General features: G+C 48.6%; 9 protein-coding genes. 4 read left to right on the top strand and 5 right to left on the bottom strand.

Annotated features, from left to right (window positions below):
• Positions 1 to 186: 186 nt before the first annotated feature.
• Both KDK16_RS03105 and KDK16_RS03100 read left to right on the top strand, forming a co-directional pair.
• A complete protein-coding gene (locus KDK16_RS03105; protein ID WP_257274628.1) occupies positions 187 to 1,329 on the top strand; it encodes a M14-type cytosolic carboxypeptidase in 1,143 nt (380 codons plus the stop codon).
• A 164-nt stretch (positions 1,330 to 1,493) separates the two neighbouring features.
• A complete protein-coding gene (locus KDK16_RS03100; protein WP_257274627.1) occupies positions 1,494 to 3,245 on the top strand; it encodes a hypothetical protein in 1,752 nt (583 codons plus the stop codon).
• A gap of 65 nt (positions 3,246 to 3,310) precedes the next feature.
• Here the strand turns inward: KDK16_RS03100 and KDK16_RS03095 are convergent, their stop codons facing one another.
• From KDK16_RS03095 to KDK16_RS03085, 3 genes are read right to left on the bottom strand one after another with little or no spacing between them, the layout of a single operon-like run.
• Positions 3,311 to 4,033: an amino acid ABC transporter ATP-binding protein gene (locus KDK16_RS03095; RefSeq protein WP_368736459.1), complete on the bottom strand. Its 723-nt coding sequence runs from the start codon at positions 4,031 to 4,033 to the stop codon at positions 3,311 to 3,313.
• Positions 4,034 to 4,037: 4 nt separating this feature from the next.
• Positions 4,038 to 4,988 (bottom strand): amino acid ABC transporter permease, encoded by a 951-nt coding sequence (locus tag KDK16_RS03090; RefSeq protein WP_257274623.1) that lies wholly within the window; start codon positions 4,986 to 4,988, stop codon positions 4,038 to 4,040.
• A gap of 39 nt (positions 4,989 to 5,027) precedes the next feature.
• Complete coding sequence (locus KDK16_RS03085; RefSeq protein ID WP_257255423.1) at positions 5,028 to 5,837, bottom strand: transporter substrate-binding domain-containing protein; 810 nt, start codon at positions 5,835 to 5,837, stop codon at positions 5,028 to 5,030.
• A gap of 317 nt (positions 5,838 to 6,154) precedes the next feature.
• On the opposite strand from KDK16_RS03085, the gene KDK16_RS03080 reads away from it, so the two are divergent.
• Together KDK16_RS03080 and KDK16_RS03075 are read left to right on the top strand one after the other, a co-directional pair.
• Positions 6,155 to 6,508: a phage holin family protein gene (locus KDK16_RS03080; RefSeq protein WP_257255422.1), complete on the top strand. Its 354-nt coding sequence runs from the start codon at positions 6,155 to 6,157 to the stop codon at positions 6,506 to 6,508.
• 180 nt (positions 6,509 to 6,688) lie between these two features.
• A complete protein-coding gene (locus KDK16_RS03075) occupies positions 6,689 to 7,102 on the top strand; it encodes a hypothetical protein (RefSeq protein WP_257255421.1) in 414 nt (137 codons plus the stop codon).
• A 51-nt stretch (positions 7,103 to 7,153) separates the two neighbouring features.
• Here the strand turns inward: KDK16_RS03075 and KDK16_RS03070 are convergent, their stop codons facing one another.
• The gene (locus tag KDK16_RS03070; protein WP_257255420.1) at positions 7,154 to 8,482 is read right to left on the bottom strand and encodes a hypothetical protein; all 1,329 of its coding nucleotides are present in this window, start codon (positions 8,480 to 8,482) and stop codon (positions 7,154 to 7,156) included.
• 225 nt (positions 8,483 to 8,707) lie between these two features.
• Positions 8,708 to 8,942 (bottom strand): C2H2-type zinc finger protein (locus tag KDK16_RS03065; RefSeq protein ID WP_257274621.1); only part of this gene is annotated, 235 nt, incomplete at its 5' end.

Below are 8,942 nucleotides of genomic sequence, written 5' to 3'. Positions count from 1 at the left end.
TCCGAAAAACAATCAAAAACCCCCTGTTAATGAATGAAACTGACAGGCGGCGGCATTCTAATGCTTCGATGGCCCGATAGAAACAAGGATATCTCGCAAGGTACAAACACACATCCCGAAAGGTATATTTTTCAGACCTGATAGGTTAGCGTAGCGGCGAATCATTGAAAGAAGTAAAAAGAGTTCATGACATCACTCCATATCTCCAGCCAGTTTGATGGCGGTAACATCAAGGTTATCAACAAGGACAATCCGGAGCATATTCAGCTGGAAATCAACAAAGACGTTAATTCCGGGTTTTATCAGTGGTTTTACTACCGGGTTGGAGGCGCTGAAGGTCAATCCCTGACTATGCATCTGAACAATGCCCCGGAATCATCCTACGCAAAAGGCTGGATCGATTACCGGGCGGTTGCCTCCTATGACCGAGAGCACTGGTTCCGTGTCGATACCGCTTACGACGGTGAAAAACTGACCATTCAGCACACTCCCGAATGTAATACGGTCTATTACGCTTATTTTGCCCCCTACTCCATGGAACGCCACCATGACTTGATTGCCTGGGCTCAGCAATCGGCTATTGTCCAGACGGAAACCCTGGGAGACACCCTGGACGGGCAACCTATGGACCTGTTAAAAATTGGTGCTGGCAAAGGCAAGCGCTCATGCTGGGTCATTGCCCGACAACACCCCGGTGAAACCATGGCGGAATGGTGGATGGAAGGCTTCCTTCAGCGACTGCTGGACCCTGCCTGCCCGGTTGCTCGTGAACTGTTGAAAAAAGCCGTTTTCTACGTCGTACCCAACATGAACCCAGACGGCAGCCGTCGTGGTTACCTGCGCAGTAATGCCTGTGGTGCCAATTTGAACCGGGAGTGGGCTGCCCCCACCCCGGAAAGAAGCCCTGAAGTGCTGCTGGTAAGGAACAAAATGGATGAGACTGGTGTCGACCTGGCTCTGGATGTCCACGGTGACGAAGCCCTGCCCTACAATTTTATTGCAGCGGCTGAAGGCATTCCTTCCTGGACCGATCGACTCAATGCTTTAACCGAAAACTATCTGCAGGCCCTGGTTCAGGCCAGCCCGGATTTCCAGACAGAATTCGGTTACCCAAAAGATGAACCCGGCAAGGCCAACATGACGGTTTGCACTGCAGCCTTGGCTGAACGCTTCGATTGTTTATCAATGACTCTGGAAATGCCTTTCAAGGACACAGTGGACTCACCGGATGAGTACCAGGGCTGGAGCCCTGAAAGAAGTCAGGCACTGGGAGCCGCCAATCTTAATGCCATGTTCGCAGTCATTGACCACTTGCGCCAGGACGCTTAAATAAAAGGCATAGCCTTCACTCGGAAGGCCATGCCTTGCAAAAAACATTTCCTGCAAGATAGCCCGATTAAAGAAGATTCTGAGGAGTGACTGGCAACTATTCCGAAGCAAGCTACTGTGATTTAGCAACTTAGCGATCAAACCTCATAACGGGAGTGTGCTTCATGAATTATATAAATCCTCAACTCATAAAATCAGGTTTAGTTTCACAACGGTTGTTGTTTTTTCTAACCTTCGCGACCCTGTCACTATTGATCAATGCGACACCAGCCAGATCTGAGTTTGCTGATTGTTCTCTCATTGTTAAACCCGACGGGGCATCTGCCGGATATGGTCGCTGTCCTGTCGATAAACGTTGTAACGCTTCAGATGTTGCAAACGATTGTATACCGGAGTTCGGACCCAAACTGAAAAATGGCCGGTTCGGTCCTTCTATTCGCCAATGGGGAAGTTCCAGAGTCGGGAGCCTGAACAAGCCTGTCGCTGTGGCAGAAAACCCCAATGCAAGAGGTCAGCTCTTTGTCTTGAACAGTGCCGATGACAGCATAAGCATCTTTTACTGTCCCGGTGTCAAGGCTTCATACGAGCCTGAACATCGTCGCGACCTGGCTTCCTGCCATTTCATGCACCGACCCACAGATATCGCCTTTGGTGGCTCACCCACCTTGGGTGATGTCCCCGAATTTAAAGGGCAGAAGGTTCATAATTTAAGCAAGACCGGAACATTTGCTACCACAGGTGGGAGCTGTAATGATTATACGGCATCTGCCTTTATGGGAGAGTATTTCACCCAGCGAACCTGCTCGGACTTTATGGGACCTTCTCTTTGGGCAAACAACCTTAAAACATTCGCTATTCAAAACAATAATTTTTTTCCAGATAATCTTAAAGAAAAGCCTTATGGTTCCCACATCGACATGGTTCATCAAGAGCCCTTCTCAATGGGCATCACCTGGGAAGGCCGGGAAGCCGGTTTTTGGTCATGGGACGCCGGCCCTGACTCTAAATATGGAAGTATTGTGTACACCAATATTACCCGCACCCATGGATATGGTGGGCATGAGCATAGCTATGCCTATCTCTATCGGTATGAAAATACAACCATGTATAAAAAGACGGGACGTAATCTTGTTCCCGGACACATGGCCAGATTCGACAGATACCTGTTCGTGGCCAATCCTGCAGGAGGCGTGATCAACGTTCTTGATACTGATAGCGGGACGGTAGCAGGTGATGTAAAGCACAGAGATGAATGGCGTGAAAAATACGCCGCTTACTCCAAAATATCAGGCGCCCGCTTTACTGAGCTCAGTGTCGCCGGACTTGAACTAAAAAGTCCCAGCGGTCTGGTCATTTCTGATAGTAAGCTGTTTGTCAGCGATTCTGATACTGGAAAGATCCATGCTATTCGCCTGGACACTTCAGGAAACCATACCTACATTGGCAGTATTCAAACACCCGCAAGCCAGATTGCAGGTCTCGAAGTCGATCAGAAGACCCAACGCATCTGGTTTGTTGATGCTGTGTGGCACACACTGAATGTTGTTGAACCCCTGTGCCAGAGCCGCGATGACTGTGAATCTGAATCACCCTGGGGTCAGGAATGCGCCCCTGACACCGATGAAAATGGCAAGACTGTTTGGCAGGCGCATCTGGATAGCTCTGGCAACCATGAAAATTGGCAAGGTTGCGCCAGATACTACTACTATGTGTGCCCGGGGGGTAATTCACATCAAAACAGCAAGCTTCCCGTTTGCCATGAACAGGGGGGCACATGGAGAGATGCGCTGGTAAGCTGGGTTGATGGCAAGAGCACCTGCAGATGCATGTCCTCTGAATCAAGTCGGATCGTTGCTTCCGTCTGGCTGCCACTGGGTGCTTTATCAGTACTGGCTCTTCATTACCCGCACAGGTAGTCATGCTTCAAGGAAAGACATGGTTTTGACCCAAAAAGCCATGTCTTCCAAAACCTGGTTATGACTTAAATCACCTGACTCAGAAAGGACTGCAGGCGTTCACTGTCTGGATTATCAAAGAAGCTATCAGGAACACTGTCTTCTAACAGTTCACCAGACTCCATGAACAGAACCCGGTCGGCTACTTCGCGGGCAAAGCCCATTTCATGAGTCACCACAACCATGGTCATACCTGAACGAGCCAGTTGTTTCATAACTTCCAGAACCTCACCGACCATTTCCGGGTCCAGTGCAGAAGTCGGCTCATCAAACAACATGATCTTCGGCTGCATAGCTAATGCCCGAGCTATGGCTACACGTTGCTGCTGACCGCCCGATAACTGAGGTGGAAAACTCCCGGCTTTGTCAGACAGGCCGACTTTGGCCAGCAGCTCTACTGCCCGGTCTTCTGCATCGTTTCTGGAGATACCACGAACTTTCATGGGCGCCAGACAGATATTGTCCAGTACACTCAGGTGAGGAAACAGGTTGAAGGACTGGAAGACCATCCCCACTTCTTCCCTCAGTTTATTGACATCTCCGGGAGTGGTCAGGGAGATTCCGTCCACAACGATTTCACCGGCATTGATAGTTTCCAGCTGATTCAGGGTACGCAGAAAAGTTGATTTGCCTGAACCACTGGGCCCAACCACGACCACCACTTCCCCTTCCCTGATGGTCTGACTGACATTCTTCAGGGCGTGAACACCATTTGGGTAGACCTTGTGAATATCTGTCACGGTGATAATAGCGTCAGCTTCTTGCGGCATACTTCACCTCCATCCTTCTGACGACATACGACAGGATACCGGTCAGCACCAGGTAAAGTGCCGCAACCGTGAACCAGACTTCAAAGGGACTGAAGGTACTGCTGACCGTTTCCCGACCGGCTTTGGTCAGATCAGTCAGAGAAATAACCGAAACCAGTGAAGAGTCCTTGATCAAGTTGATAAACTGACCGGCCAACGGTGGCAGAACCCGTTTGAAAGCCTGGGGCAGGATGATATATCGCAAGGTATCACCCCGGCTCATTCCAAGACTGCGTCCGGCTTCCATCTGACCTTTATTGATCGACTCAATACCGGCTCGAATAATCTCTGCAATGTAGGCACCAGTGAAAATCGACAGCGCCGCAACGCCCGCTGTGAAACGATCCAGATGAAGAACCGTGCCAATAAAGAAATAAACAATGAAAATTTGCACCAGCAGCGGGGTGCCACGAATGACCTCGACGTAGAGTATCGAGAGATTTCTCAACGCCGGATTGGGAGAAATTCTCGCCAGTCCTGAAATCACCCCCAGGAGAATGGCAAAGACAATGGAGACCAGCGACAGCTTGATGGTCATCACCATACCATTGGCTATGGGCCCGGCTTTCCATTCATAACTGACGGCCAGCAGATCGCCTTCAAAGACCAGATCACCGTCATAAACCTGAACGTCGGAAAACCCTTTAATAACAGTCTGCTCTGAGTCATTAAAGTCATTCACCAGGACCAGTTGCCCACTGTCGTTAGTTGCAACCGTACCGTCGAATTCTGCTCTGAGTGGATTTTCTGCCTTGTAGAAGACGTATTGAGGAATGCGCTCCCAGCGCCAGATATAATCAATCGACTGACTTGACTTGTAGATACCCACGCCCATCAGCAGCAATAACACACCGAAGACCAGGTTCCACAGAACCTGGTTCGGCTGTTTTTCCATTTGCAACGGACGGCCGGCTACGGGTTTACTGCTCAGCACTTAGTTCAGAGTCTTCTGCCATTCGGAGCTTTCGAACCACTTGGCATAAATCTTATCGTAGGTGCCATCGGCCTTGATTTGACTCATAAAGTTATTCAACCAGTTTTCGAAGTCAGGATCTCCTTTACGAATACCCCAGGCCAGAGGCTCATGAGTGAAGGCAGTGTCCAGATGAGTCAGCTTGCCTTCATTCTGGCTGGAGTAAATCGCATTGAATGGAAAGTCGTATACGAAAGCATCTGCTTTGCCATTGGCGACTTCCAGAGCACCATCGGCTTCCGTTTCAAACAGACGGATACTGGCTTTACTCAAGTAACGCTTGGTTGCCTGTTCACCGGTAGTACCCAGCTTGGTAGCCACGGTGTACTTCTTGTTATTCAGATCCTTGTAGCTCTTGATTTCACCTTCCAGGCCCTTACGCAGCAGGATGCTTTGACCTACGACAATGTAAGGCTGGGCAAAGTTGATCTGCAGGTTACGTTGTGGCGTCAGGGTCATGCCGGACATAATGATGTCAAACTTGCCGGTCAGCAGGGCAGGAATGATTCCATCCCATGCAGTGTTGACCAGTTCCAGCTCGACGCCCATGGCTTTGGCCATCTGACGGGCAATGTCCACATCAAAACCAACAATATCACCACGTTTGTTGGTCATTTCAAAAGGCATGTAGCCTGCTTCCATACCAACACGCAGGGTTTTGCGCTCAATGATTTCGTTCAGGGTAGACTCTTGCCAAAGCTCTGTATCAGCAGCAAACAGGCTGGTGCTAAAAGCCAGCATAAACGTCAGAAATACCATTATTTTTTTCATTATTTTTCACTCCAGGGTTCCGGTTTGCCCGGAACTCAGTCACTACCAGTTTTTATAATGTGAAATAGGCTGCCAAAGCAGAACAGTATCTCGCTTTTTATCGTTTTATTCGGCCTTCAACAGAAGGTCATTTCATTTGCCTACAAGACTCGGGTATTTTACATATACAAGTCGATTTGAACAGTACTTTAGTGCTATTTAATACTGAACTGAGAAGTTCGCTAAGGTGTGGAGCAACGACCACTTGTTTTTCTACCTTTGACTTCAGGATGGTATAAAGTGCACAAAACGTTGAAGCCATCTGGAGAGTGTCTGCCATGCTGAGTCTGATTCTGTACTTCCTCATCAACGGTCTGGCTGTTTTCATCACCGCCAGAATCCTCAAAGGTGTAGACATTGAAAATTATGGCAGTGCGCTGCTGGTATCGATCCTGCTGACAGTGGTCAATACCTTTGTCAAACCGATTCTGTTTTTCCTGACGCTGCCCATCACCATCCTGACTCTGGGTTTATTTTCTTTGGTACTGAATGCCCTGATGCTGATGATCGTTGATTACTTTATGGACAGTTTCAACATTAAAAACTTTGGCTGGGCGCTGATCATGAGCATTGTTCTTTCTATCGTCAATGCAGCATTGCTCTTTCTCATACCGGGCGTAATGGCGCTGTAAAACAGAAGGAGCAGGTCCCGGGTTCTGATTAAGATTATTTCCTGCAGACTAATACATCATTATTCGACATGGTGGATTCAAAGATTCAGAACAGGCACTTATGCCCATCTGACCATATATGTAGAACGGCGCACCTTATGTTTTCTACCTTGCTGTCGAGACATATTTGCAGAGACTCTGATGAAAGGAACCCTGATGAAAAGGATCACTCTGGGACTGGCCAGCTTCTTCGTCCTGCTCATTTTGCCACTGACCCAGACCAACGCACAGGAAGCGGCTTTGAACTTTTATTTTCAGGAAGATCCGGGTACCAGGGGATATGCGGTCACGCTGCCACTGATGCTGAACCCCTCTTCTCGAAATCAACCTATGGAGTTCAATGAATTTCCAGCTTTCAGAGTATCCGTTCAACAGAGTATGCAGAGACTGGATATTCTTTTCTACGACAAACTTTCCGGCAAGTTGCTGACCAAGGTGCGTTACCCGATAGTGAACCGCATGAAGAATACTTTTCAGACACAGGGATTTACCGGGCTTCAATATATACACCATCCTAATGGAGCTGTATTGCAGTTTATTGGAATGGTGAGGTAGGCAACAGTGTCTGATTAACCGTCTGGATCATCCTGAAACTCGTCGTCAAGATTAGAGCTCCCGCTTCTGTTCCGGGCCGGAGAGGCAATCGACACTTGAGCAGACACTATCGATATGCTCCTGCATGCTCACATTATCACAACCTTGCAGAGTGTGAGAGCATAGCGGGCAGCTGATCTGACAGTGGAAAAACGCCCAGTGATTAATCAGTTCTTGTTGCGACCCCAGTGGCAGATCAACCGTAAAATTCGCATTCCCGAACTGTTGAAGACGGCCTCCCATCAGAATCAACCGAAGCAGGGACCCCTCCCCCTCATCACCCAGACAGGAGCCGCATCGATATGAATCAATATGAGTAGCCAGATGGGTTTGCAGGGCTTGCTGGTTACTGATGGTCTCAAAACAAAAACCACATCTGTATTGCAAATGTTCATTCATATGCGAAGCAGTAGGCCGGATGTCGTCAGACTCATTAAATGGGCATTCAAATAACGGACATCCGGCCCGCTCCCGATGTGAGGCCTCAAAATGAGCGGTGTTGTCTGTCTCTGCTGTCAAAATAGTAAAACAGGATTCGAAACAGAAAGCATAACAGTGTGATGACAGAGTATTCAGGAGTTGTTGCAGAGGAAGTTGTAATACTTCCGTATGATTACAATGATGGCAAAATTCATTGACAACGCCTACGCATCGCTGTTGCAGATGCTGCGCAGTAAGATGTTCCCTGACACCCTGCTGATCGAGTTCCATCGCCTCATAATCAACAGGACACAGATTACAGTGAATTCCGGGCCTTCTTTTCTTGCCACAGCATGGACACTTGGCAGGTGAGGCTCCAAAGCGCTGATAACAGTCTTCACAGAGACCTCTGCGACAACAGGAGTATTGCCAGGAGACCCCGTTTTTCTGACAATGCCAACACAGACAAGGATTCTTTTTATCTTCAGACTTATCCTTGCGCTCATCGCCATTATTCTCATTGTGATCATCCCCCCCAGTCGAAACAGGCATAACTGACTGAGAAGCGTCCTCTTCCATACCGTCATCGTCTTCTTCATGACCCAGTCCGCTATCGGTAGATCTGCTCATTTCACCGATTCGGCTTACAGCGACACCCCACTGCAAAATTCCTGGCAGGATGCTGTAAAGAGAGATCAGACTATTAGCCTCAACCGGTTCAGAAGCCCTGTCAACAAAGCTTGAGTCCCTGGTCTGGACCGCTTTTAGCTTCAGGCTGGAATCAGCAGGCAGATAGGCATTGAGCAAGGGATTCAGAAAAATCAGCAACAGAGTTTCATGACAAAAAGACACACCCGGCTTTTCGTCCATTGCAGCCTGAGCAGGGCCCCACCAAACCAGTGTGGCCAGTGGCAGGAACATCAATATCCTTAAGGCTCTGTACACCATAAGACAGATTAATTATTTTAATGAGACTGTGAATATAGTTGCTGAGTTTCACTCTGCCAATGAGGTACTTTTCAATATGACCAGTACTCTCCGATATGAAATGAGTCTCACCGTGCTGGATCTGTAGGAATCTTGTACTTCAGATCACGCACAGACGTGTGCACTGCCTTGCCCTTCTGAGCCTGTGACAAGCAGAAATCAATCACTTGACTGTACATTACAAAGCTTTCGTTTTCGTTGTTGCCTTCTGTGATCCGCCAGGGCTTTCAAGTTGGGCAGGATCTTCTGGCACTCAGGGCAGGTTTGCTCCGGGGTGTGATATTGACTTCTGTGAACCGACAGGGCTTGAGCGTTTGGCAGGGTCTTCTGGCACTCAGGGCAGGTTTGCTCCGGGGTGTGATCTTTTCTTTTGTGAACCGACAGGGCTTGAGCG

The sequence above is a fragment of the Endozoicomonas sp. SESOKO4 genome, assembly GCF_024606275.1.
Note: the sequence above shows the minus strand (reverse complement) of the source record. Positions and strands in the feature narration are given on the sequence as shown.